The organism is Prauserella halophila, from assembly GCF_024171895.1.
Classification (GTDB): domain Bacteria; phylum Actinomycetota; class Actinomycetes; order Mycobacteriales; family Pseudonocardiaceae; genus Prauserella; species Prauserella halophila.
In genome coordinates this window covers 1-23,042 of sequence record NZ_JAMTCQ010000011.1, presented here as the reverse complement: position 1 = coordinate 23,042, position 23,042 = coordinate 1, and the positions used below count along the sequence as shown (strand labels likewise).

Sequence of the window (23,042 nt, the reverse complement as noted above, 5' to 3'; positions counted from 1 at the left end):
CCGCGGACGCGGGGTCAGGGCCGGTCGATCGCCTCGATGATCGCCGGGCGGAGCCGTTCCGGCCGGATCACCGCATCGACGGAGCCGACCTCGACGGCACGGTCGATGCTGTGGATGCCGTCGAACTCCGCGGCCACCTCGCCGAGCTTGTCCGCCCGCACCTCGGCGCGCACCTCGGCCAGCGATGCCGCGGCCGCGGCACGGTCGCCGCCCTCGGCCGCTGCTGCGACCCGCTGCGCCTCCTGCACGCGTGGATCGGCGCCCGTGCGCGCATCGACGTCGCCGGAGAACACCACCGCTGCGGCGGGAGCGCCACCGAGCACCGACGCGTACGAACCCTCGACCGCCAGCACGGTCATGTTCGGGTTGAGCGCCTTGGAGAACACCACGAACGCGCCCCCGTGATAACGCGAGATCACGCAGAACACGATCGGCCCGTCGAAGTTCACGATCGCCCTGCCGATCTCGGCGCCGTACTCCAGCTGGAGCTTGCGCATCGATTCGGGGCTGCCGTCGAATCCGGACAGGTTGGCCAGCACCACGAGCGGCCGGTTGCCGCTGGTCGCATTGATCGCGCGCGCGGCCTTCTTCGACGACCGCGGGAACAGCGTGCCCGCGGTGTAGGTGTCCGGCCCGTCCGTCGGCGGGAACCCGCGGCGCGGCACCGGTCGCGACTCGATGCCCAGCAGGCACACCGGCCGTCCGCCGAGGTGCACGTCCTGCACGACGGCGGTCTCCGCGTCGGCCATGCCCGCCCAGCGTTCCAGCACCGGATGGTCCTGATCGGACAGTGCGCGCATCACGGTGCGGATGTCGAACGGCTTCTTCCGGTCCGGATTGGACTCGACGGAGAAAATCTCCCCGACCGTGGTGAACTCGCTGCCCGCGACGTGGTGCGGGAAGCCGGAGACATCCCGCTCGACCGGGTCGGTCGTCGCCGCCGGCCGTGGCGCCGCTTCCCCGGCCGCGACGTAGGTGTGCTCGTAGTGGCGCATCAGCACGTCCCGAGCCCCGGCGAGGTCGGCGGCCCAGTACTGGGCCTGCCCGTTCGGCCCCATCACCCGGTCGTAGCCGCCGATGCCGAAGTTGTCCTCGGCCGAGACGCCACCGGAGAAGTCCAGCGACTGCTTGCCGGTCAGCACCATGGCCGAATCCGGCGTCATCACCAGGATCCCCTTGGTGTGCATCAGCATCGTGGCCTCGGCGTTCCAGTACGGCTGCGCGCCGACGTTGATCCCGGCGACGACGATGTTGATCTCACCGCCGGCCTGGGTGAACTCGACGATGCGCTTCAGTGCCGCCGCGACCCAGTCCATGTTCTCGGTACCCGAGTCCATGGCGATGCGCGCACCCGCCGAGAGGGCGAACCATTCGACCGGTACCCGCATCCGGTCGGCCAGATCCAGCGCGGCGATCACCCGCGCACATTCCGGTTCCGACAGCGACCCCAAGGACTTCGTCGGGTCACCCAGCAACACCACGCGGGCGACGCCGTCGGGATGCTGCGCCGTCGGAGTGGTCACCACCCCCGCGACGATCCCGGTCGTGTTGCCACCCTTCGGCCGCTCGACCGGCACCAGCGCACCCGTCTCGTCGAGATCGTGTTCGGCGAACGTCCCGTCGGGGCCGGCGAGCATCGCGGTGAGCTCGTACGGGTACACGGTCCCGCGCCGCCGGGCGCGCAGCACCTTCTGGCCGTAGTCGTCGAGCGGCGGGATGTCCTCGGACGGCGGTTCGACGATCTCGACCTTCACGCCGGAGCCGACGTCGTAGCCGATGCGCACGGCCGTGTCACGGAGTTCACCGTGCTCCTCGTCCGAGCGGCGGCCGACCAGGAGCACCTCCTCGAGGCCCGCACCCGTGGTGGTCGGCAGCACGCGGCGCGCGATGGCGTCGACCTCGTCGAGCGTGAGCCGGTTGGGCGGCCAGACGTACAGCAGCACCCGGTTCGTGTCGAGCCGCTTCCTGGCCGGACGGCCCGCCTGCTCCTGCCGGATCGCCGCCACGCACGCGTCGAGCGTGTCCTCGACGTCCGGCAACGCCAGGATCCGGCCGGTGTCCTCGTCCTTCAGCGGCGTCAGGTCCCGCACCTGGGCCATCGCCACGAGGCGTTCGTCGGTCTCGTTGCCCCGCGCCACTGCGCGGTAGAGATAGACCTCCTCGTCCGCCGACGGCAACCGGGTCAGGTCGAAGTTGCGCCACCGCGGCAGCTGCAGGCGCTGCGCGATCATCGGGTGCAGGCCCCGGATCACCCGGTCCTCGGCCAGGCCGTCGGCGGTGGCCGTGAACGTGAAGTGGTGGTGCATGGCCGATCCGCTGCGGCCCGCCACACTGGCCGTGATCCGTACCGTCCGGTCCGGCAGCGACGCCGCCGCGAGCTCGTTCCGGAGCCGCTCGGCCATCGCGTCGGCATCGCCGGGCTGGTCGGGCCAGGTCACGTAGACGTCCGCCACCAGGTCGCCGGTCTCCCCGCCGTCGCCCGGATCACCGCCACCGGACTCGCCGCCACCGGACTCGCTGTCGACGGCGAGGGCCGCCACGGCATCGAGCGCGTCCCCGAGCCGGGACATGTCGGTCGCGGTGCTGACGAGCCGATAGTGGACCGGGTCCGCCGCGCCGGGGCGGTACTCACCGGTGACGCAGTCGAAACCCGCGGTGCGCACGGTGTCGATGCCGTGCAGCCGCCGCGAACCGTAGTAGCGCCGGGCGAGCACCTCCAGCATCGGCCGCTGGTCGGTACCGGGGCGCACCATGCGCTGGGCGAGCACGCGGACGAGCGGTTCCGGCGTGGCGACCATGGCCGCGATCCGCTCCTCCCGGTCGGCCGCGTCCGGGCGGGCGTCGAGGTGGCGCAGGTGCTTGCGCACCGCGGTGTAGCTCTCGGCCCGGTTGCGCCGGTACATCGGCTGTCCGAACCACCGGAACACCAGGCTCCGCGCGAGGTCGGTCACCACCGGGAACCGCAGCTGGGTCGCCACGACGAGGTGTTCCAGCGCCTCCCCGACCGTCAGCCGCACGGGTTCCGGCGGTGCGGGCTCGGTCAGCCACTGCTGCAGCACCGTCGTCACGACCGTGGCGTCGGCCGCGCCGCGCTGCTGTGCCAGGAAGATACGGAAGACCGCCTCTTCGAGCTCCGGGGTGCGGTCGAGCTCGGTGACGCCGTAGTACGCGAACACGCGCGTCAGCTTGGCCAGGAAGCTCTCGGACAACCCGGCACGTTCGGTGTCGAGGCTCTGCAGGTATGTGTGGAAGAACTCGCGTGCACTGTGGACGCTGGCACCGGCGTCGTGGTCGCCCTGGCCGCCCGCGGCGGGGCGGTTCCGCGTCAGTTCGCACAGGTCGGCGAACACGCGCAGCAGTCCGGCCTCCTCGGCCAGCGGGCGCGTGCCGTCGTCGGCCAGCTGCGTCCGTGCCTTGAGATACGCGGTGGGGGCGCCGGTGTCCTCGTCCGGCCCGGTGTCGAAGCCGAGCAGCCGCCAGCGCAGCCGGTCCAGCCCGCGCTCGACCTGCTCGGCCACGGGCGCTTCCGGCGGCGCGGCGGGCAGTTCCAGGTCCACACTCTGCGCCGCATCGGCGGCCCCGGTGGTCTCGTCGGCCTCGTCGGCGTCCTCGTCGGCCATCGGTTCGAGCCGCAACAGCGGGGCACCGGCCTCGACCTGACTGCCCACCGACACCGGGCGCTGCACCAGCCTGCCGCGGAACGGTGCCCGCAGCACCGTCTCCATCTTCATGCTCTCCAGCACCAGCACCGGCGCACCCGACTCGACCTCGTCACCCGGCTCCACCGGGGTGGCCACGACGAGCGCCGGGGCGGGCGAGCGCAGCACACCGCCCTCGTCCCGGCTCACCCGGTGGGTCACGCCGTCGACCTCGACCAGGTGCACCGGGCCGTGCGTGCCCGTCACGAGCCGGTACCGGCGGCCGTGCACCGTGACCTGGCCACTGCTGTCGTCGAACCGTTCCAGCGTGACGTCGAGCGCGGGCGCCGCGGTCGCCCCGTCGATCTCCACCCGGAACCGCCGGGGGCCGGTGCGCGCGACCGTCACGCGGTAGCCGGCACCGCGCAGTTTCAGATCGATCGCCGTGGCCCCGTCGTGGCGCACCTGCGGCCGCCCGCCGTGGGCCGTGGTGAGCAGGCGCTGCCGCTCCGCCTGCTCGCCCTCCTCGTAGGCCTCGATCGCGGCCGCAGCCAGGGCGATCCCGGAATGATGGTGGGATGCGAGCCTGCCCTCGGACCGCACCCGGTCGATCCAGCCCGTGTCGGCAGTGCCGTCGATCACCTCGGGCGCGTCCAGCAGGTCGAGCAGGAAGCTCTTGTTGGTGGCGCCGCCGTCGATGAGCACGGTCGTGTCGCGCACCGCACGGCGCAACCGGGCGAGCGCCTCGTCCCGGGTGCGCCCGTAGGTGATGATCTTCGCGATCATCGAGTCGAAGTCCGCCGGGATGTCGTCGCCGGCACCCACGCCGGTGTCGACGCGGACACCGGGGCCGCTCGGCAGCGTCAGCAGGGAGATGTGCCCCGGCGCGGGTGCGAAGTCGCGGTCCGGATCCTCGGCGTTGAGCCGCGCCTCCACGGCGTGCCCGTACTCCTGCGGCTGCGGCCCCGTCAGCGCGCCGCCTTCTGCCACGTGCAGCTGTGCCTTGACGAGGTCGAACGACGTCGTCGCCTCGGTGATGGGGTGTTCGACCTGCAGGCGGGTGTTGACCTCGAGGAACGCCAGCAACCGTTCGCCGGGGTGGTACAGGAACTCGACGGTCGCCGCGCCGCGGTAGTCCACGGCCAGCGCGAGGCGTTCCGCCGAAGCCTTGAGGTCGGCCACCTGCTCGGCCTCGAGCCGCACCGATGCCGACTCCTCGATCACCTTCTGGTTGCGGCGCTGCACCGAGCAGTCGCGCACGCCGAGGGCCCAGGCCGTGCCCTGGCCATCGGCGATCACCTGCACCTCGACGTGCCGAGCTCCCGTGACGAGGCGCTCGAGGAACACCACACCGCTGCCGAACGCACGCTCGGCCTCGGCACTGGTCCGTTCGTAGGCTTCCGCCAGATCATCGGCGGTCTCGACCACCCGGATGCCGCGTCCGCCGCCGCCCGCGGTGGCCTTCAGCATCAACGGGTAACCGATGCCGCTCGCCGCCTCGATCGCGCCCTCGAGCCCGTCCACCGAGCCACGGCTCCAGGGCGCGACGGGCACGCCGACGTCCTCGGCGATCAGTTTCGCACCGATCTTGTCGCCGAGTTTGCGCATGGCCTCCGGTGACGGGCCGACGAACGCCACGCCGAGCCGCTCGCACAGCTCCGGGAAGGCCGGGTCCTCGGCCACGAAGCCCCAGCCGACCCACGCCGCGTCCGCTCCCGACTCCGTCAGCGCGCGCTCCAGCACCGCCATGTCCAGATACGGCCGGTCGGCGGCGTTGCCCAGCTCCCAGGCATGATCCGCTTCGCGCACGAACGTGGCGCCGCGGTCGACGTCGGTGTGGAGAGCGACCGTCTCGCGACGGCCACCGTCCTCGGCGTTGAGTTCGCGCACGGCACGGATGAGCCGCATCGCGGCCTCACCTCGGTTGACGATGGCGATGCGGATGAACAAACTGGGCAAACCTCACAACCTACTGTCACGCCCCTGGCGAGGACGCCGGGCTCTCGTGTTCGGGTCTCACGCGTTCTGGTCTTACGCGCGGCACCGGCTCGCGTCCGCGACACGGTGCCGGAATCGCGCACGAGTTCCACGGCCGGAATCCGGCACACGCCCGTCCGCGCGTCCCCAGCTTCCCCGGCCGGGTACCGATTCCGGAATGATCGCAGCCGCCACGTCGCACCGGGGCGGTTTGTAGGAATCCACCAAAAAATCGACGCGACGGGTCGCCGACCCGTCGCGTCCTGTGAGACCCGCTCCGCCCGCCGCGGCGAGCCGTACTCGACCGGACCGCCCCACCGAGGCGGCTGCGGTACCGCTCACCGCGCCGCGTGAGCCGGGCGCGTCAGCCCGCCAGTCCGGTGAGCCGTTCCTTGATCAGGTCGTCGGCGCCGCCCGCGACCCGCGCGACCAGTTCGCCGACCGTCGGGATGTCCTGGATGAGGCCCTGCACCAGACCGGCGGACCAGATGCCGTCGTCGGTGTCACCCTCCTCCAGCACCCGGGTACGCCCCCGGTTGCCCGCGACGAGCTCACGCACGTCCTCGAACGCGCCGCCGCCGTCCAGGACCGAGACGACCTCGCGGCTGACACTGTTGCTCGCGACCCGGGCGGTGTTGCGCAGCGGCCGGAAGATCAGCTCGGTGTCGCGTTCGGTGTTCGCGACCATGGCCTGCTTGACGTTCTCGTGCACGGGCGCCTCGCGGGTGGCGACGAACCGCGTGCCCATGTTGATGCCGTCCGCGCCGAGGGCGAGCGCCGCCACGAGCCCGCGCGCATCACCGAACCCGCCGGAGGCGACCATCGGGATCGTGATCTTGTCGGCGGCCGCGGGAATCAGCACCAGGCCCGGGATGTCGTCCTCACCGGGATGGCCCGCGCATTCGAAACCGTCGATGGAGATGCCGTCCACGCCCAGTTCCTGGGCCTTGACCGCGTGGCGCACGCTGGTGCACTTGTGCAGTACCTTCACGCCGCCGCCCTGGAACGTCGGCAGGTGCTCGGCGGGATTGAACCCGGCGGTCTCGACCACCGGAACCCCGGATTCGACGATCACGTCGCGGTACTCGGCGTACGGCGGCGGGTTGATCGACGGCAGGATCGTGAGGTTCACGCCGAACGGCTTGTCGGTCATCTCCCGGCAGCGCGCGATCTCCTTGGCCAGGTCCTCCGGTGTGGGCTGCGTCAGAGCCGTGAGGAATCCGAGCGCGCCTGCGTTGGCCACGGCCGAGACGAGTTCGGCCGTGCCGACCCACTGCATCCCACCCTGCACGATCGGGTGATCGACGCCGAACACGTCGCAGAATCGCGTGCGAACCATTGCGTTTCCCTTCGCAAGAGGTCAGGAGCCGTCGGGTGGAGTCGGCCGGACAATCGCGGCGACGCCTCCGGGCGATCACCGCACCGCCCAGGAAAGCGTGCGCTTACCCCGCAGCGTAACCACGGATGCAGCACGTCACCCGTGACCTATGTCTCGCCGCGACAGGGCGGATGGTCCTCGTGATCATGCACCGGGCGGCGCACACCCGCTACCGTGGCGGCGGCGAATCCGCGGCGGCAGAATCCGCGGCGGCAGAATCCGGGGCGGCCTCGGCGGAGCAGCCGCGGCGCTGCCTACCATCGGCCCTCCCCGCGCTTCCCGACCGACTCCCCATTCCCGACCGACGAGGTGAGCGACACCGTGCCTGGCCCTCTCAGTGGTCTGAAAGTCGTCGAACTGCCCGCGATCGGCCCGGTGCCGCACGCCGGCATGATCCTGGCCGATCTCGGCGCGGACGTCGTCCGGGTGGAACGCCCGGCCGGCGCGCTCGACATCCACGACGGCAAGCCCGACCATCTGATGCGCGGCAAGCGCTCGGTCGCTGCCGATCTCAAGTCCGCCGACGGAGTCCGGTTCGTGCTCGAACTCGTCGCGCAGGCCGACGTGCTGCTGGAAGGGTTCCGACCGGGTGTGGCCGAACGGCTCGGCGTCGGGCCCGACGACTGCACCGGCGCCAACCCGCGGCTCGTCTACGGCCGGATGACCGGCTGGGGCCAGGACGGACCGATGGCCCATCAGGCCGGCCACGACATCAACTACATCGGCCTGACCGGGTCGCTGCACGCGATCGGCAGGGCCGAGGAGCCGCCTGCGCCGCCGCTCAACCTCGTCGGCGACTACGGCGGCGGATCGATGTTCCTGCTCACCGGCGTGCTCTCGGCGCTGTGGGAGCGTGAACGCTCCGGCACGGGCCAGGTGGTCGACGCGGCGATGGTCGACGGCGCGAGCGTGCTCACCCAGATGCTCTGGACACTGCGCGGCGTCGGTGCCTGGTCCTCGGAGCGCGCCGACAATCTGCTCGACTCGGGCGCCCCGTTCTACGACACGTACGTCTGCTCGGACGGCCGCTACATCGCGGTCGGCGCACTCGAAGCGCAGTTCTACGCCCGGCTGCTGGAAGGACTCGGCCTGGCGGCCGAGGAGCTGCCCGACCAGCACGACCGGTCCGGCTGGCCCGCGCTGCGGGCGCGGTTCACGCAGGTGTTCGCGAGCCGTACCCGCGACGAGTGGGCGGCCGTCTTCGACGGCACCGACGCGTGTGTCACCCCGGTGCTGACCTGGGACGAGGTCGCCGACCACCCGCACGTCGCCGCCCGGCAGACGTTCCTCGAGATCGACGGGGTCGTCCAGCCCGCGCCCGCACCCCGGTTCTCCCGCACGAGCCCGCCGGTGCCGGAGCCACCGCACCGGCCGGGTTCCGACAACGACGCCGTCGCCGCCGACTGGGGGCTGTGACGCGCCATTCCCTCCGCCGCCGATTGGGGCCGAGTACAGCACCGCCGGCGACGGCGGCCACCCCGGCGCGGACCGGTGACGGGGCCGGTCCGGCGTGTTGGCAGGATGAGTCGGTATGGCCGAGATCGAGATCCCGCGCCGCGTCGTGCGCGGCATGGTCGCGCTGTCCGTCCTGGCCGTGGTGGCGGTCGTGCTGATGCTGACCGAGACCGAGTCGAACCTCGGCATGTGGGTGTTCGCCGTCGTGATGGTGCTGTCGGCCGCCGGATTCTGGGCCGCGTACTTCTATCAGCGTGCCAAGAGCCGCCGGGGCGAATGACCCATCGGGCCGGTGGGTCATTCGCCCCGGTCGACGTGGTGTTCAGCCGACGCGGTCGAGGATTCCCGCCACGCGCTCCTGCACCATCGGCGACAGCGTTTTCATGTACGCCTTGGTGATGTGGTTGTTGTCCAGGTAGACGAGCACGTTCCCGATCATCGGCGGGCAGGTCGTCGGCGTGCAGAAATAGTCACTGAAGTCGACGAAGTGCACGTTTCGCGGCAGGTTCTCGACCGCGGTCCACGACGGTTGCGGGTCGTAGACCTTCTCGCGCGAGACCGAGCACGACGGGTCGTCGACGCCGTGCTTCTCGGCGCAGTCCGCCAGTGACCGATCGAACCGCGGGTTGTCGCGGGCGGCGATCACCGGGATGCCCGCATCGGTGATGGTCTGCCACTGCTCGACGTAACCGCGTGGGGTGATCTCGTCCCGCCCCGGATGTGCGTCGCGGCTGGCCATCGTGAACACGGCATCGGGCTTGATCTCGAGGATCTCCTGGGCGACCGTCTCGTTCCACGAGGCGCACTCCGGATTGTTGGGTGCCTCCGTGGTCAGCGGGCAGCCGCCGCGGCCCATGGAGATGATCTCCCAGCCTTCCTTCTCCGCGGCGGGCCGCAGCGCCGCGTTGAACTGCTGCGAGTGCGAGTCGCCCGCGACGACGACGCGCCGCGTGGGGTCCGGGTGGAGGCTTTCGGTGCAGATGACGACCACCTCGTTCTTGTCCGAGTGGCGACACTGCTCCTCGGTGAAGTTGTCGTACTGCTTGGGCAGCGCCGCGAACGGCGGGATCGGCTCGACGTCGCCCGCCGCACGGGCACCGCCGGGCGAGAGAACCTCGGCACCGGGATGGGCCGGGTCATCCTCCTTCTGCACGAACGTGGCCCGTTCGACGGCCGCCAGCTGCCACGCGCCCGCCAGAGTCAGCACGACCGCGAGGGTCGCCGCACCCACCCGGTACGACCCGCCCACGGTCTGCACGTCCCGCTTCGCCCGCAGCACCGGCTGTTCGGCCAGGTGGTAGGTCAGCATCGCCAGCAGCAGCGACACGGCGATCACGACCGCACCGCCGCGCAGGCCGACCTCGGGCCGGTCCCGCAGCAGCACGTAGAACAGCAGCACGGGCCAGTGCCACAAGTAGAGCGAGAAGCTGAGGTTGCCCAGGTAGTTCAGCAGACGTGACGACAGGAACCGGTCGGCGCCGAACACGGTGCCCGTCTGGCCCGCCACGAGGACCAGCGCGGCGGCCACCACCGGCCACAGCGCCACGTAGCCGGGGAACATGGTGCCGACCTGCAGCACGAGGCCGCACAGCACGAGGCCGGCGACGCCGAGCCAGCCCAGGACGATCCGCAGCGCCCGCGGCAGCACGAGCTTGTCGATCGCCAGCGCGGCCATCCCGCCCAGTGCGAATTCCCAGACACGGGTCGCCGACATGAAGTAGGCGAACTGCTGATCGGCGGTCGTCAGGTACACCGAGTAGGCCAGCGATGCGGCCGTCAGCGTCGTCAGCAGGCCGAACAGCCACGGGTACAGCTTCCCGCCGAACCGCTTGACGACGAACGCGAACGCCGCGATGAGCAGCGGCCACACGAGGTAGAACTGGCCCTGGATCGACAGGGACCAGAAGTGCTGCACGAGGCTCGCCTGGTCGTGCTGGGCGAAGTAGTCGGCCGACTGAGCGGCCAGCTGCCAGTTCTCGAAGAACAGGGCCGAGGCCACGATCTCGCCCGCGGTCTGCTCCCAGCGCGTCTCCGGCAGCAGGAAATAGGCCCCGATCATGGTGCCGACGAGCACGGTCATCATGGCCGGGAAGAGCCGTTTGACGAACCGGCTCCACGTCGCGCGGAAGTGGACCCGATCGCGCAGGCTCGCACGGAAGAGCTGTCCGGTGATGAGGAACCCGCTGACGAAGAAGAACACGTCCACGCCGCCGGACACGCGGTCCAGCCACACGTGATAGATCACCACCAGCGCGCACGCGAGCGCGCGAAGGCCCTGCAGTTCGGGCCGGTACCGGGTCTTGCCCGGCGGCGGTGCGACCGGTGCCGACACCTCCGGCGGCGCTGGCGGCGACTGCGTCACGGCGTACCTCACTCTCGTCCTTACCGGCGTTCCATGATGCCAACCCCCGTTCAGGTGGTTTCCACCACTTCCGTGCACTGTGACGCAGAATGCGCCGGGAAGGTGGACGCTGGCCGTCGGCTTGCCGCGGCGAACCAGCATCATCCCTGGTCAACGCCGTGATCCGCGGCGGAAGCGGCGCGGAGACGAGAGAGGGAGCCGGGCCGATGCCGGCGGATGCGCACGGCACCGGCCCGCGGCGGTCACTCCGGCAGGTCCTTCGCCGGCAGGATGCGCCCGGTGACGTCGCCGAAACCGATACGGCCGCCGCCGGTGCCCGGCGCAGTGGCGCTGATGGTCACCTCGTCGCCGTCCTCGAGGAAGGTGCGCGTCCGGCCGCCGACCTCGACCGGTTCCTGGCCGCCCCAGGTGATCTCGATGAACGCTCCCCGCTCGTGCTTTCCGGGGCCGGAGATCGTGCCGGACGCGTACAGATCGCCCGTGCTCGCCGCGGCACCGCCCGCGGTCAGGTGCGCCAGCATCTGCGCGGGCGACCAGTACATGTCCCGGTACACCGGGCGGGAGACGACCTCCCCGTTCCAGCTGACGGCCAGGTCGATGTCCAGGCCCCAGTCCTGCTCCTCCTGCAGATACGGCAGCACTTCCGGCTCCTGCACCGGCCCCGGCACGCGGGCGGCCTCCAGCGCCTGCAGCGGCACCACCCACGCCGAGATCGACGTCGCGAAGCTCTTGCCGAGGTGCGGGCCGAGCGGCTGGTACTCCCACGCCTGGATGTCGCGCGCCGACCAGTCGTTGACCAGCACCGCACCGAAGACGTGCTCGGCCAGCTCCGCGGTCGTCACCCGTGAGCCGAGCGGTGAGCCCGTGCCGACGACGAAACCGAGCTCCGCCTCGATGTCGAGCCGCTGCGACGGGCCGAACACCGGACCGTCGTCGGTCTTGCGCTGCCCGCACGGGCGGGCGATCTCGGTGCCGGTGACCACGACGGTGCTCGACCGGCCGTGGTAACCGACCGGCAGGTGCTTCCAGTTCGGCAGCAGCGGCTCCGAGTTCGGGCGCAGGATGCGGCCGAGGTTCGTGGCGTGGTGCTCGGAGGCGTAGAAGTCGACGTAGTCGGCGACGTCGAACGGCCGGTGCATCGTCACCGACGACACGGGGTGCACGGCCGCGTCGGGCACGTCCGCTGCGGCGAGCTCGGCGACCCGTCGCCGCACCTCGTCCCACCGCGCGCGGCCCTGCGCCATGAAGTCGCCCAGCGACGGGCGGGCGAACACCGCGTCACCCAGCGTGGCGGCGAGGTCGACGACCGAGTCGCCGACGCGCACGCCGACCCGCGGATCGGTACCCGGCGTGGCGAACACGCCGTAGGGCAGGTTGTCGAGCCCGAACAGCGATCCCCCGGGGATGGTGATGGTGGTCATACGGTCACTCCTTGTCCGGCCGCCGGCACGGCGGGAATCAGGCCGAGTTCCACGAGCTCGGCGAGCGGCTCGGCGATGCTGCAGGTACCGGATGCTGCAGGTACCGAACGATGAGGAACGAACCCCGGACGACCGCCACCCGGTCGTCGCCGAGCTCGCGCGCCGCCGCGAGCTCGGCTTCCCCGGGGTGCAGTTCGGCGCTGACCCCGCCGGGGCGGAACTCGGCCCGCAGGCCTCGTTCGGCGAGCCCGGCGGGCCTGCGCTCGTCACGCGGCACCGCGACGTGGACGGTCATGCCGCCGCGCTCACTGCCCCGGTCCCCGCCCGGACCAGGTCCAGGCGTAGTTCGGGTCCTCGCACGCGAGAGCGCCCTCGCCGAGTTCGAGCGGGCGGAAGGTGTCGACCATGACGGCCAGCTCGTCGAAGAACTCCGTTCCGAGGCTCTTCTCCACCGCGCCGGGCTGCGGTCCGTGCGAATGACCGCCGGGGTGCCAGGAGATCGAGCCCTGCCCGATACCCGAGCCCTGCCGCGCCTCGTAGTCGCCGCCGCAGTAGAACATGATCTCGTCGGAGTCCACATTGGAGTGGTAGTACGGCACCGGCACGGACAGCGGGTGGTAGTCCACCTTGCGGGGGACGAAATTGCAGACGACGAAGTTGTCGCCCTCGAAGGCCTGGTGCACGGGTGGCGGCTGGTGCACCCTGCCGGTGACGGGTTCGAAGTCGTGCACGCTGAACGTGAACGGGTACAGGCAGCCGTCCCAGCCGACGACGTCGAACGGATGCTCCGGGTAGACGAGCACGCTACCGCCGATCGCGCTGCCGACGCGGTGTTTGACATGCACCGCCACGTCGGTTGCCTCCCGCACCAGGGGCTCCGCGGGGCCGTGCAGGTCGCGCTCGCAGTACGGCGAGTGCTCCAGGAACTGGCCGTAGCGGGACAGGTACCGCTTCGGCGGGGCGATGTGACTGCCTGCCTCGATCGCGTACGCCCGCAACGGCCCGTCGCCGTGGGGCAGCCACCGGTGGGTGGTCGACATCGGCAGGAACACGTAGTCGCCCGCTGTCGCCTCCAGGCTGCCGAACACGGTCTCCACCGTCGCCTGCCCGGATTCGACGTAGACGATCTCGTCGCCGGTCGCGTTGCGGTACAGCGGTGAGTCCTTCGTGGACACGACGTAGGACAGGCGCACGTCGCCGTTGCCGAGGACGAGCCTGCGCCCGGTGACCACATCGGTCTCGGCCCAGGTCTCCTTCGGGAACAGGTCGTGCAGCGTCAGGTGCCGCGGTTTGAGCGGATGGTTCGGCGTGGTCGACAGGTCCGGCAGCTCCCAGACCCGGGAGTCGACGATCGCCGACGGTATCCCGCGGTGATACAGCAGCGACGAGTCCGAGGAGAACCCCTCCTCGCCCATGAGCTCCTCGTAGTACAGCCCGCCGTCCGGGGTCCGGTGCTGGGTGTGGCGCTTCGGTGGCACGCTGCCGACCCGGCGGTAATACGCCATGACTGCCTCCTTGCTGTCGCCTCGCCTACGCACCGCAGAGGCACGCACCGGAGATACTAGTTAATACATGTACTAGCCTCAACACGTGCGCGCACGGTCGCCCGTGAGCCCGCGCGCTCAGTTCCTGCCGCGGACGTCGAACTGGTCGCGGCTGGTGACGAGCTTGTCGAGCAGCATGACGAGGATGCGTTGCTCCTCGGGGGACAACACCCCCGCCCACTCGTCCTCGCGCTCGTTGTGCTCCCGGAAGACCTCGATCATGTCGCGGTGGCCCGCATCGGTCAGCGACAGCAGGACCGACCGGCCGTCACGAACTCCGGACTCCCTGTTCAGAGACCCGTCGGCCACCAGCGTCTTGGCCAGGTTGGACACCGCGGCCCGGCTCATCCCCGTCAGCTCCGCGGCCTTCTTCGCCTCGAGCGGACCTGCCAGCCAGGTGACGAACAGCAGTCGGAATCCGGACCAGGAGAGCCCGTGCGGACGATGCACCGAGGCCTCGAGGTCGTAGGTGACGATGTTGGACGCACGGTTGAGGGTCAGCAGCAGCTCGGTCGCGAGCTGGTGCTTGAAGCCGTACTCCTCGGCGAGCCTGCGGTTGGCGAGCTCGACGAACGACCAGAAGTCCAGCCCGCCGGGATCACCTGCCGTCATGGCGCCCACCTTACCGCTCGACCAACATAGTAAATCTATAAACTACTCCCCTCCCCGGCCAACCGTCCACCACGTGTCCTGCACTCTCCCGCCGCGTGGCCTGTACTCGTAGACGCGGATCATGCGGCTGTCGCTCCTCGCCGGGACTGCCGCGCCGCGTCCCGGGTCACCCGACCGGCGCGCGAGCGCGCACGACGTGGTCGGCCAGGCCGTAGTCGCACGCCTCGGGCGCGTCGAACCACCGGTCGCGATCGCTGTCGGCGACGACCCGTTCGACCGACTGGCCGCTGCAGTCGGAGATCAGCTCCGCGATCTCCCGCTTACTGCGCTGCAACATCTCGGCCGAGGCCGCCATGTCCGACGCGGTCCCCCCGATGCCGCCCGTGGGCTGATGCATCATCACCGCACAGTGCGGCAGGACATGGCGCTTTCCGGGCTCACCCGCGGTGAGCAACAGCTGGCCCATCGACGCAGCCAGGCCCATACCGACGGTCACGACGTCGCAGTCGATCAGCCGCATCGTGTCGAGGACCGCGAGACCGGCCTGCACCGAGCCACCGGGCGAGTTGATGTACAGGGAGATGTCGCGCCGTGGATCGTCGGCCGCCAGCAACAGCAGCTGTCCCGTGATCCGGTCCGCGACCGCGTCGTCGACCTCCTGGCCGAGCACGATCACCCGCTCGGCCAGGAGTCGCCGTTCCACGGCGTCCGACAACGACGCGGTTGCGGATTCGTTCGACGGTGATTCGTTCGAAAGTGTTGTCATACGCCGGACGTTAGGTCTGTCCACAGTGACCCGTCGAGCGGATTCGCCCTGCGCGAAGACGATTCCGCTGTCGGCGGACGGCCGGCGACGCGCTCGGTGACGGCAGCTCGGTGACGGCAGCTCGGTGAAGGCAGCTCGGTGAAGGCTCGGTGGCGGCAGCCGGTGCGCTCCCGACGGGTTCTCCGGGGCGAGATCGGGGACATCCCCGATGCCGGAGCCGCGCCGGGAGCACATGCTGGAGGCATGACTACACCGGCCACCACGAAACTCACCCGGTCGCGCAGCAACCGCATGCTCGGCGGCGTGTGCGCAGGCCTGGCCCACCGAGTCGGCTGGAAGCCGCGCACGATGCGGCTGGCGTTCGTCGTCTCGTGCCTGCTGCCCGGACCGCAGTTCCTGCTCTACCTCGTGCTCTGGATCGTCATCCCGTCCGGGGACCGCTGACCGGTCCGTGCCCGCCGCCCGATCGGACCGGGTCCGGTCACGGCAGCGTCGCGCTGGCCCCGAGTCCCTTCTCGGCCGCCGCGGCGCGCACCGCATCGATGACCAGCCGGAGCGAGGGCCGGGGCGTGCCCTTGGCCCGGTAGGCGATCGACACTCGCCGCATGACGGGTTCGGTCAGCGCGACGATGTCCACGCCCGGCGGCAGTAGCGACAACCCGAGATCGGACACCAGCGTGACACCCAGTCCGGAGCCGACCATCGCCAGCGCGGTCGCCTGTTCCTCCACTTCGTGCGCGATCTTCGGCTCGAACCCCCGCTGCTGACAAGCGATCCGGACGGCGCGGCCGAAATGCGACCGTGGGCCCGCCAGCACCCACGGGTGTTCCGCCAGCTCGGTGAGCGACACCGCGGGCTCGGGCACGACACCGGTCGGCGCTGCGGCGTGCAACCGCTCCACTGCGACGACTTCGCGCGCCAGCGCCGGATCCCACGGCATCGGATAGTCCGAGTAATCGATCACGAACGAGAAGTCGAGCGTGCCGTCCCGCACCGCACCCGCCGTCTCCTCGGGTGCGAGTTCGCGCGTGCGCACTTCGATGCCGGGGTGCTCGGAGGCCAGCGCCGTCAGCGCGGGCGGTAGCAACCCCGAGGCCACCGACGCCCATACGCCTGCCGTCAGCCGCGCCGACAGGCCGTCCTGCGCGTTCTCGAGCGCATGTGTCGCCCGGCCGACCGAATCGAGGATCTCCTCGGCGTGTTCGGCCAGCAGTGTGCCGAGCTCGGTCAGCTGCACCCTCCTGCCCAGGCGTTCGAACAGCTGCACGCCCACGTCGCGCTCCAGTTGGGCCAGTTGTTGCGACACGGCCGACGCCGAGTAGTGCAGCGCACCGGCGGCCGCGGTGACGGTGCCCTTCCGGTGCAGTTCGCGCAGCATGCGCAGACGGTGCAACGACAGTTCCATGGCCGCCAGCGTAGACATGTGGGCCTGTGCAGGTGGGCCTGTGCAGGAAGCGTGAACGTTTCCGTGCGTGATCCTTAACTAGACGCGCAGGCGCCCCGGGCCGCACGCTGTATGTAGCGGGCAGGCAGAGCGACGGCAGACCGGACAGAGCGACGGCGGACAGAGCGTCACCGCGACTGAAGCACGCATCCTCACCGAAGAATCGGCACGTGACCGTGTGGCGGTCGACGCTGTCTTCTTCCGGTGAAGCGCCCCGACAACAGACGAGTTCGGACGAAACGAACGATGGAGGTGCATTTCAGGTGACCACGATGGAGAACCGTCCGGCGTCCGGGAACACCGCGACCGGCACCCGGTCCGCAGGCGCGACCGACATTCGCACCAGTGAGCCGCTGCTGCGGCTCACCTGGACCGACCCGGTCACGGGCGCCCAAGGCTTCCTCGTGGTGCACACTCTCGCCTCGGGCCTGGCCACCGGCGGCACGCGGATGCGCGCGGGCTGCACCGTGAAGGAGGTCGAGGACCTCGCCCGCGGCATGGCCGCCAAGACGGCGACGTTCGACCTGCCCGTCGGCGGTGCGAAGGGCGGCATCGACTTCGACCCCAAGGACCCGCGCGCGGTCGAGGTCCTCGAGCGCTTCTGCCAGGCGATGCGCCCGTGGCTGGACGCCCACTGGGTGACGGCCGAAGACCTCGGCGTACCGCAGCACCTGATCGACGACGTCTTCGACCGGCTCGGACTGGAGCAGAGCTACCACGCGGCGATCACCAGGGCGCCGCACCCGGAGCGCACGCTGCGGCGGGTCCAGGCCGGGCTCAACGCGCCCGTGCCCGGTGGCCTGCTGCTCGGTGACGTCATCGGCGGCTACGGCGTCGCCCAGGCGTGCCTCGGCGCGGCCGGCGCATGGGGCTGGGCGCACGAGACGACCACCGTCGCGATCCAGGGCATCGGCACGATGGGCGGCGGCGCCGCGTTCTACCTGCACGAGGCGGGAATGCCGGTCGTGGCCGTCGCCGACGCCGCAGGCACGCTGTACCGGCCCGACGGCCTCGACGTGCCCGCACTGCTCGAGCTGCGCGACGCCTACGGGGAGATCGACCGGACCCGGTTGCCGGAGGACGTGCAGCAGCTGCCGCGCGACGCCGTGATCGGAACCGAGGCCGACATCCTCGTGCCCGCCGCGATCTCGTACGCGGTCACCCCCGACAACGCCTCCGACGTCGCGGCCAAGATCGTCGTCGAAGCCGCCAACTCGGCGACCACGCCGGAGGCCGAGGCGATGCTCGCGGCCCGCGAAATCCCGGTCATCCCGGATTTCGTCGCCAACGCCGGCGCGGCGGCGTGGGCGTGGTGGCTGCTGCTGGGATACGTCGACGCCGATCCGGCCACGTCGTTCCACCGGCTGCGCACCGAAATGCAGTCGAAGGTGGCGATGCTGCTGAGTTCGTGGGACGTCGACGGTACGCCGCTGCGGCACACGGCCTGGCAGCTCGCCTCCGCCAACCGGGAGGTGCTCGCCGAGTCGCCCGACGTGACGATTCCGTAGTCGCCGGGTCACCTCGCCGCCGGACATCTCGCCGCCGGACATCTCGCCGCCGGACACGGAGCGGGTCCCGGTCGCCGTCAACGGCGCCGGGGCCCGCTCCGCTGCTGTACCGGCGCTGGGTCGTTGCGGGTGCTGGGTCGTTGCGGGCGGGATCAGCCCTTGAAATAGACGAGCTGGTGCGTGGTGGCGAGCAGCTCGCCGTCGGTGCCCCACAGGCACGCGGACTGGTCGAAGTAGCCGCGTCCGAAGCGGTTCGACCGGGCACGGGCGAGGACCGGGCTCGTGCCCTGTGCGGCGAGGGCGTCGTCGTCGGCGTGGAAGTAGATCGTGAGCGAGACCGTGCCTGCGGGCGCGGCCTGGCCGCGGCGCAGGAACACACGCGGGTAGAACACGTCGCACATTGACGCCAGCGCCGGGAAGTCGAGCGGCCGGTCCGGGGCGTCGCGGACCCACAGCGTCGTCGTCGAGTCCGGCGATTCCGGGGCACCCTCGAGTGCGGGCACGGCGCCGTCGAGGAAGCGCATCTCGTAGTTCTTGGCCCACTGCACGTGGTCCGGCATGGGGGTGACGGGCGCGGTGTCCGGTGCGGCCACCTCCGGCATCGCCGTTTCCGTGTCGGCCCACGTGTCGCGGCGCGCGGCGTACACGGCAGTGGCGGTGGTGACGACCCGACCGTCCTGCGTCAGTTCGAGCCACCAGTGCTGCGTGGAACGGTTGGTGCGGGACGGCCGGGCGGTGATGCCGAACTCGCCCTCGGCGACGGGGCCGGCGTAATTGACGGTCAACGACACCGGCACGCCGAGCCGCTCGGGATGGCGTTGCACGGCCTCGAGCAGCGTTGCCGCCGTGATTCCGCCGTAAGGGCCGACCATGTTGGCGTAGGCCGGATGGGTCTGCCCGGTGTACCCACCGTCGCCCGTATCACCCGGTTTCAGCGCGATCGCGACGTCGAACGGGTGCTCGCGGTCCGCCGGGATACGACTGTCGGCTCCACTCATGCCTGCCTCCTCGGTCCACCCCGCACTCGTCGCCGTCCGGACGACGGCATGCTTAGCATGGCGCAGCAATCGCTCCGGGCCGCGGGAGTCGCCCGGAGCGACCGCGCTCACAGTCCCGCTGCCTCCCCCGCCCGCCGGGGTCCGACAGTCCGTGTTCTGTTCGGCTGGGGTCGCGGGCCGTGGCATTGCAGGCTGGCGTCACAGGTTGACGTCGCAGGTTGGCGGCGCAGGTTGGCGGCGGCCCCGGGGTCACGTTCGTGGGGACGACGTCGCGCCCGCTCCGGGCCTACGGTCGGGGTATGCGTATGACGACGGCGGCCGCCGTGGCGTTCGCCGTGCTGGGGTGGGGCGAATTCGAGCACTGGCGCTCGTCGCGGCGGTGGCTCGGCACGTCCCGCCGGGGCGACGGGCCCGATGTGGTCGTCGTGCTCGGGTACCGCAACCGCGGCGCGCGAGCCAATGCCGTCAACCGCTGGCGCGTGCGTGCGGGGCTGCGGTCGCGTACACCCGGCGCACGGCTGATCCTGACCGGTGGTGCGGTGGCCGGACCGACGCCGGAGGCGACCCTGATGGCCGCCTACGCGCGCCGCGCCTGCGGTTACGACGGGCCCTTGGTGACCGAGTCGGCCAGCACCACGACGTGGGAGAACGTGGTCAACGTCGCGGCGCTGCTCGAGGACGCCGGGCGGATCGTCGTCGTGTCGCACGCGCTGCACGCGGAGAAGGCGCGGGTCTATCTGTGGCGCAGGCGGCCCGACCTGGCCGCCCGGCTGGTGCGCGGGCGGGACTACCGGTTCGGCGAATGGATTCTGGCCAAGCCCGCGCTCGCCGTGGCCGGGCGGCACCGACTGCGCGCGGCGCTGTCACCACAGCGGTCGCGGCCACGACCGCGGTGACGGCCACGACCGCGGTGACGGCCACGGCCGAGCGCGGCACCGCTCCCCCGGTTCGTGCCGCGCTCCACCGTTGCGTCGTCCACATCGGACAGATAGTACTTCCCGCTGCGGTGCCGGCTCTGTACCGTCCGCCACGATCACCACCCGCCGATGCGAGGTAAGCCGGAGAGGCGCGTCGTCAGGCCTGCCCGTTGCCCGTCACCCTGCGAGAAGTGCGGGTGTCGGGTGGTCGGGAACATGCTTAGCCGAACCGACGGTCGAGTCTGCCCCGGTGAGTGCCGGCCCGCCGGACACCCGAGCCCCGCCCGCTGGAACGAGGCCCGGACCGCTGGGAACGGATCGTGGCGACCCGCTGTGAGGCCGCCGTCGCGGACGCGGTACAGTACCGACATCGCTTCGACGCGAGGCGATGGCCGGGCTGTGGCGCAGTTTGGTAGCGCACTTGACTGGGGGTCAAGGGGTCGCAGGTTCAAATCCTGTCAGCCCGACCGGCGAAGCAAGGCCGTGACCTGCACGTTTGTGGGTCACGGCCTTGTTCTCGTTAGGCCGATTCGCCGACTGAGCGGCTTCCCGAGTGACTACGCCTTCGGTTTGCGGGCGAGCATGCCGCGCGGTCAGCCCGCGAGGAATCAGCCGATGCCGAGGAACACGACCAGGCCGCGGCTCGCCTGCGTCATATGAATATCCGACAGCACGCCAAGTCGCGTACCCAGCGTGCGGCGCGGGATGGCTGACACCTTGTCCAGCATGATCTGTGTCGCTTCGCTCAGGCCGTTCGTCTCATCCGGTTCGACAGGCACGCGCATCAGTGGCGCCTCCAGGCCGTGAGTCGTAAACGGGCACACCACCACCGAGTCTGTCCCGTCGAACGCATCACTCTGCACGATCACCACTGGCCGAGGCTTGCCCGTGTAGGCGCCCTTCGCTGCCGCCGTCCACACCTCGCCACGATTCACGCGTCGTCGCCCAGGACATACTCGGCCACGGCCTCAGTCCACGCCTCATCCTCGGTGCCACGCTCACTCTCCGCCACAGCTACCGACTGCTCGTGCGCAGCCCGCGCGAACTCTGGCGACGATGTATCCGGCACCCAGATCTGAATCGGCCGCAACCCCTGCCGACGCAATCGAGAACGATGCGCCCGCACCCGTGCCGCCGTGTCTTCCCTGCTCGCCATACCCTGACGTTACATGTAACCGGCCCGCCGGAGCCAGTGTGTTCAGACTTTCTCTTCCTGTTCAAGGCGGCGCTGGCCGGCGCCGCGCGACCTCGCCCCTCCTGCTCCGACCGAGCCTGCGCGCGGGGCGCGCGGCTAGCGCCGGTCCCCGCGCGCATCGGCCGGAGCCGAGGCAGGCCGCACACACCACAGCGGCGCGTTGACAGAAGAAAGCTGTCCTCGCCGGACGGGCAGGCTCCGGGATGGCCGGGGAAACGTAGCCGCGGTGCGGTTGGCAGGGTGGGCGTTCGGTGGCCATCCCGTCGCCTGACCAGATGGCTATCATGCCGCGCAGGGGCCACAAGCCTGGCAAGTTCGGCCGGCGGATGACGAGCCAAGGTTGCGGCCCCAACACAGCGTGATCGAGACGCCATCAGGCGACGGGATGACCACCAAACAGCGCGAAGACTCGTCGCGTCATCGTGTGACGTGCGCCTTCAACATCTCTACGTAGTGCGTCAAACCTCGCTTCTGAAGTTCCTCTATAAATCGGTCCCAAGGCGGGATATTGCTCATGTAAGGCTTGCTGCAACTGCCGGTGTAGAGGCCACCGCCAGGTCCGGTGTACAGGCCACCACCGGGCCCGGTGTAGAGGCCGCCTCCAGGCCCGGTATACAGGCCGCCACCGGGCCCAGTGGAGAGGCCGCCACCGGGCCCAGTAGAGAGGCCACCACCAGGCCCGGTGTACAGGCCCCCTCCAGGGCCGGTGTACAGGCCGCCACCTGGGCCTGTGTAACGCCCCCCTCCAGGGCCTGTGTAACGTCCCCCTCCAGGGCCTGTGTAACGTCCCCCTCCAGGGCCTGTGTAACGGTCCCGAGGCCACGTGTTCTTCTTCATAGCAGCATCGTAGACGTCAGGTACGACACGATCTTGCGTCGTGACCCGCAAGGGGAACAGCGTTTCCACCCGAGCAGGCCGGAGCACATCCCGTGCACACGAGCGCCATCGATAGTCATGAACGACTACAACCAGCCACGACCACGTGACCGCCATAGCTGCTAGGTCATGTCTGATAATTGTCGGGTCCAGGCGATGACGGCGTTGAGGATGATCGCTGCGCGGTAGATGGTGGCGTGTTTGTCGTATCGGGTGGTCAGGCCTTGCCACTGTGTGAGATGGCAGTAGCGGCGCTCGATCGCGTTGCGGTGCCGGTACTCGGCGGCGTCGAGCCCGACGGGCCGCCCGCCGTGTGATCCGCGGTTCTTGCGGTGCTGTTTCTGATCGTCGGGTTCGGGGATCACGGCGGTGATGCCGCGTGAACGCAGGTGAGCCCGGATCGCTCGAGAGGAGTAGGCCTTGTCGGCCCGGACAGCGTCGGGTCGGGTTCGTGGCCGTCCCACCTGCCGGCCGATACGTAGCTGTCGTAGCAGTGGCAGCAGCATCGGAGAATCGCCCGCATGGCCCGCGGTCAGCAACGTGACCAGTGGCAGCCCGCTGCCGTCGACAAGTTGGTGGATCTTCGTCGACAGCCCACCGCGTGAACGGCCGAGCGCGTGATCACGCGGCTCGATGGTCGGCTGCGTGTAATTCGATCCAGCCCCCTGTGCGGCGCGTGACATTCGCCGCGTGCTGATGCGCCCGCGCGATCGTGGAATCGACCGAGACCGACCAATCCACCAACCCGGCCGCGTCCGCCGCAGCGGTCAACTCAGCCAGCACCGCATCCCATGTGCCCTCGGCGGCCAGCCGCCGGTGCCAGGTCCAGACGGTCTGCCATGGACCGAACACCTCGGGCAGATCCCGCCACGCGATCCCTGTCCGATAGCGGTACATGATCGCCTCAACCATCGTCCGAGCATCCGAAAACGGCCTACCCCTACGACCAGT

At 70.4% G+C, this 23,042-nt stretch carries 19 protein-coding genes and 1 tRNA gene; 6 read left to right on the top strand and 14 right to left on the bottom strand.

Going from position 1 to position 23,042, the window contains the following annotated elements:
• Positions 1–14: 14 nt before the first annotated feature.
• Together LY41_RS14910 and LY41_RS14905 are read right to left on the bottom strand one after the other, a co-directional pair.
• The gene (locus LY41_RS14910; RefSeq protein WP_253865038.1) at positions 15–5,588 is read right to left on the bottom strand and encodes an ATP-binding protein; all 5,574 of its coding nucleotides are present in this window, start codon (positions 5,586–5,588) and stop codon (positions 15–17) included.
• Positions 5,589–5,979: 391 nt separating this feature from the next.
• Positions 5,980–6,954 (bottom strand): NAD(P)H-dependent flavin oxidoreductase, encoded by a 975-nt coding sequence (locus LY41_RS14905; protein ID WP_253864632.1) that lies wholly within the window; start codon positions 6,952–6,954, stop codon positions 5,980–5,982.
• Between the two features lie 360 nt (positions 6,955–7,314).
• Between LY41_RS14905 and LY41_RS14900 the strand changes: the two genes are divergently transcribed.
• Both LY41_RS14900 and LY41_RS14895 read left to right on the top strand, forming a co-directional pair.
• The gene (locus tag LY41_RS14900) at positions 7,315–8,409 is read left to right on the top strand and encodes a CaiB/BaiF CoA transferase family protein (RefSeq protein WP_253864631.1); all 1,095 of its coding nucleotides are present in this window, start codon (positions 7,315–7,317) and stop codon (positions 8,407–8,409) included.
• 115 nt (positions 8,410–8,524) lie between these two features.
• Positions 8,525–8,728 (top strand): hypothetical protein, encoded by a 204-nt coding sequence (locus LY41_RS14895; RefSeq protein ID WP_253864630.1) that lies wholly within the window; start codon positions 8,525–8,527, stop codon positions 8,726–8,728.
• Positions 8,729–8,770: 42 nt separating this feature from the next.
• On the opposite strand, the gene LY41_RS14890 is transcribed toward LY41_RS14895, so the two are convergent.
• From LY41_RS14890 to LY41_RS14865, 6 genes are all read right to left on the bottom strand, one after another.
• Positions 8,771–10,810 (bottom strand): acyltransferase family protein, encoded by a 2,040-nt coding sequence (locus LY41_RS14890; RefSeq protein ID WP_253864629.1) that lies wholly within the window; start codon positions 10,808–10,810, stop codon positions 8,771–8,773.
• A gap of 242 nt (positions 10,811–11,052) precedes the next feature.
• Positions 11,053–12,231, bottom strand: coding sequence for a fumarylacetoacetase (fahA, locus tag LY41_RS14885; protein ID WP_253864628.1), 1,179 nt, complete (start codon positions 12,229–12,231; stop codon positions 11,053–11,055).
• Between the two features lie 37 nt (positions 12,232–12,268).
• A complete protein-coding gene (locus tag LY41_RS14880) occupies positions 12,269–12,526 on the bottom strand; it encodes a hypothetical protein (RefSeq protein WP_253864627.1) in 258 nt (85 codons plus the stop codon).
• A 10-nt stretch (positions 12,527–12,536) separates the two neighbouring features.
• Positions 12,537–13,736, bottom strand: coding sequence for a homogentisate 1,2-dioxygenase (locus LY41_RS14875; RefSeq protein ID WP_253864626.1), 1,200 nt, complete (start codon positions 13,734–13,736; stop codon positions 12,537–12,539).
• Between the two features lie 117 nt (positions 13,737–13,853).
• The gene (locus LY41_RS14870; protein ID WP_253864625.1) at positions 13,854–14,387 is read right to left on the bottom strand and encodes a MarR family winged helix-turn-helix transcriptional regulator; all 534 of its coding nucleotides are present in this window, start codon (positions 14,385–14,387) and stop codon (positions 13,854–13,856) included.
• A gap of 166 nt (positions 14,388–14,553) precedes the next feature.
• Positions 14,554–15,153, bottom strand: a complete 600-nt coding sequence (locus LY41_RS14865; protein WP_253864624.1) for a ClpP family protease — start codon at positions 15,151–15,153, stop codon at positions 14,554–14,556.
• 243 nt (positions 15,154–15,396) lie between these two features.
• Here LY41_RS14865 and LY41_RS14860 point away from each other — a divergent pair, with 243 nt between their 5' ends.
• Positions 15,397–15,597, top strand: coding sequence for a PspC domain-containing protein (locus LY41_RS14860; protein ID WP_253864623.1), 201 nt, complete (start codon positions 15,397–15,399; stop codon positions 15,595–15,597).
• Between the two features lie 37 nt (positions 15,598–15,634).
• Here LY41_RS14860 and LY41_RS14855 read toward each other — a convergent pair whose 3' ends face one another.
• Positions 15,635–16,558: a LysR family transcriptional regulator gene (locus tag LY41_RS14855; protein ID WP_253864622.1), complete on the bottom strand. Its 924-nt coding sequence runs from the start codon at positions 16,556–16,558 to the stop codon at positions 15,635–15,637.
• A 302-nt stretch (positions 16,559–16,860) separates the two neighbouring features.
• Here LY41_RS14855 and LY41_RS14850 point away from each other — a divergent pair, with 302 nt between their 5' ends.
• Positions 16,861–18,105, top strand: coding sequence for a Glu/Leu/Phe/Val family dehydrogenase (locus tag LY41_RS14850; protein ID WP_253864621.1), 1,245 nt, complete (start codon positions 16,861–16,863; stop codon positions 18,103–18,105).
• Between the two features lie 152 nt (positions 18,106–18,257).
• On the opposite strand, the gene LY41_RS14845 is transcribed toward LY41_RS14850, so the two are convergent.
• Positions 18,258–19,103, bottom strand: a complete 846-nt coding sequence (locus LY41_RS14845; RefSeq protein ID WP_253864620.1) for an acyl-CoA thioesterase — start codon at positions 19,101–19,103, stop codon at positions 18,258–18,260.
• 299 nt (positions 19,104–19,402) lie between these two features.
• Here LY41_RS14845 and LY41_RS14840 point away from each other — a divergent pair, with 299 nt between their 5' ends.
• Positions 19,403–19,999 carry a YdcF family protein gene (locus LY41_RS14840; protein ID WP_253864619.1) on the top strand — a complete coding sequence of 199 codons (597 nt, stop codon included), beginning with the start codon at positions 19,403–19,405 and terminating at the stop codon, positions 19,997–19,999.
• Positions 20,000–20,413: 414 nt separating this feature from the next.
• A tRNA-Pro gene (locus LY41_RS14835) sits at positions 20,414–20,487 on the top strand.
• A 141-nt stretch (positions 20,488–20,628) separates the two neighbouring features.
• On the opposite strand, the gene LY41_RS14830 is transcribed toward LY41_RS14835, so the two are convergent.
• The 4 genes from LY41_RS14830 to LY41_RS14815 all read right to left on the bottom strand — a co-directional run.
• A complete protein-coding gene (locus LY41_RS14830) occupies positions 20,629–20,940 on the bottom strand; it encodes a type II toxin-antitoxin system PemK/MazF family toxin (RefSeq protein WP_308292265.1) in 312 nt (103 codons plus the stop codon).
• Positions 20,941–20,951: 11 nt separating this feature from the next.
• Positions 20,952–21,176 carry an antitoxin MazE family protein gene (locus LY41_RS14825; RefSeq protein ID WP_253864617.1) on the bottom strand — a complete coding sequence of 75 codons (225 nt, stop codon included), beginning with the start codon at positions 21,174–21,176 and terminating at the stop codon, positions 20,952–20,954.
• 1,037 nt (positions 21,177–22,213) lie between these two features.
• A complete protein-coding gene (locus tag LY41_RS14820; protein ID WP_253864616.1) occupies positions 22,214–22,774 on the bottom strand; it encodes an IS5 family transposase in 561 nt (186 codons plus the stop codon).
• On the bottom strand, positions 22,713–23,042 hold a 330-nt coding region (locus LY41_RS14815), incomplete at its 5' end, for a transposase (RefSeq protein WP_301297157.1). The genes LY41_RS14820 and LY41_RS14815, both read right to left, overlap by 62 nt.

Coding starts and splice junctions, on each gene's coding strand:
- LY41_RS14905 (WP_253864632.1), bottom strand. CDS start 6,954: ATGGTTCGCACGCGATTCTGCGACGTGTTCGGCGTCGATCACCCGATC.
- LY41_RS14895 (WP_253864630.1), top strand. CDS start 8,525: ATGGCCGAGATCGAGATCCCGCGCCGCGTCGTGCGCGGCATGGTCGCG.
- fahA (WP_253864628.1), bottom strand. CDS start 12,231: ATGACCACCATCACCATCCCCGGGGGATCGCTGTTCGGGCTCGACAAC.
- LY41_RS14880 (WP_253864627.1), bottom strand. CDS start 12,526: ATGACCGTCCACGTCGCGGTGCCGCGTGACGAGCGCAGGCCCGCCGGG.
- LY41_RS14875 (WP_253864626.1), bottom strand. CDS start 13,736: ATGGCGTATTACCGCCGGGTCGGCAGCGTGCCACCGAAGCGCCACACC.
- LY41_RS14870 (WP_253864625.1), bottom strand. CDS start 14,387: ATGACGGCAGGTGATCCCGGCGGGCTGGACTTCTGGTCGTTCGTCGAG.
- LY41_RS14865 (WP_253864624.1), bottom strand. CDS start 15,153: ATGACAACACTTTCGAACGAATCACCGTCGAACGAATCCGCAACCGCG.
- LY41_RS14860 (WP_253864623.1), top strand. CDS start 15,397: ATGACTACACCGGCCACCACGAAACTCACCCGGTCGCGCAGCAACCGC.
- LY41_RS14855 (WP_253864622.1), bottom strand. CDS start 16,558: ATGGAACTGTCGTTGCACCGTCTGCGCATGCTGCGCGAACTGCACCGG.
- LY41_RS14845 (WP_253864620.1), bottom strand. CDS start 19,103: ATGAGTGGAGCCGACAGTCGTATCCCGGCGGACCGCGAGCACCCGTTC.
- LY41_RS14840 (WP_253864619.1), top strand. CDS start 19,403: ATGCGTATGACGACGGCGGCCGCCGTGGCGTTCGCCGTGCTGGGGTGG.
- LY41_RS14825 (WP_253864617.1), bottom strand. CDS start 21,176: ATGGCGAGCAGGGAAGACACGGCGGCACGGGTGCGGGCGCATCGTTCT.
- LY41_RS14820 (WP_253864616.1), bottom strand. CDS start 22,774: ATGTCACGCGCCGCACAGGGGGCTGGATCGAATTACACGCAGCCGACC.